Origin of the sequence: Clostridium chromiireducens, assembly GCF_002029255.1 — a bacterium.
GTDB lineage: Bacteria > Bacillota > Clostridia > Clostridiales > Clostridiaceae > Clostridium > Clostridium chromiireducens.
Genome location: NZ_MZGT01000175.1, coordinates 1 through 1,096, shown reverse-complemented (window position 1 = coordinate 1,096; position 1,096 = coordinate 1). Strand labels below are relative to the sequence as shown.

The 1,096-nt window shown below is 30.0% G+C and carries 1 rRNA gene; it reads left to right on the top strand.

Annotation, left to right across the window (positions count from 1 at the left end):
• Window positions 1–967: 967 nt before the first annotated feature.
• Window positions 968–1,096 (top strand): 16S ribosomal RNA (locus tag CLCHR_RS24220); the annotation flags it as partial.

Genomic DNA, 1,096 nt, shown 5'->3' with positions numbered 1-1,096 from the left:
GGATTATTTCTTATTAATGTGGATATTTTTAATTTAACATGTTTATATAATAATTATATTTGGAATTAATTAAAGAAACAATCTTATACTTTTGAAGTGAAGCATGATGTTTAATTAAGAGTTATAAATAAATAGTTAAACATTTACACTTATTTTTATTTAGTGTTAAGGGAGTAATTGATCTGGTAGAGCTCCTATTTGATTACTACATCGGTCATAAAAACTGTCAACCAATCATTACTATAGAGTCTGGATTAAGCAAGTTAAGGCCTCGTGGCTCTGGGGTAAAGAACTAAAAGGAAAAAGTATAATATGCATATTAAAGATATGTAGTGAGATATAGGAATTATAGCAACGATAAAATAGTTAATTGTTTAGGAGTACAAAAATATATATAAGTTATTGCGATTGGGATTGTTAATAATAAGTTTACTAAGTTTAAGGGAAAATATGTATAAATACACTATATTTATAGAGAATTAGTCTAACAACTACGGCGGGCGTATCAATAACCATAAAACTTAGAATAACAGAGAATTATTGTGAAAAATAATAATAATATCATTAAATGGTGAAAAATCAAATAATATAAATGTAGTAGGGATGTTAAGATAAAACACGTCGCTGAAACATATAAACAACTCGAAAGAAGTCGATAAGGATTTTAAAAGGTTGTTGATAAGTATAAACAGTGATGATATGATGTAATTCCTCGCTGAAAGATTTAGAATCAGTAGCTTAAGATTGAGAGAACTTACTGAAATAATTTTAAAAGTTTTTTGAAAAAGTTATTGACAGGTTCTAAACGCGATGATATACTGATTAAGTTGTCAGGAACGACAGCAAACAACAAAATATTACAACAGTAGTTGTAAGAGAGAAATTGGTCTTTGAAAATTGAACAGAATATATAAATACATTTAAGTAAACCAGCAATTCTTTATTTGAGTAAGCTAAGATTAAACTTTTTATTGAGAGTTTGATCCTGGCTCAGGACGAACGCTGGCGGCGTGCTTAACACATGCAAGTCGAGCGATGAAGTTTCTTCGGGAACGGATTAGCGGCGGACGGGTGAGTAACACGTGGGTAACCTGCC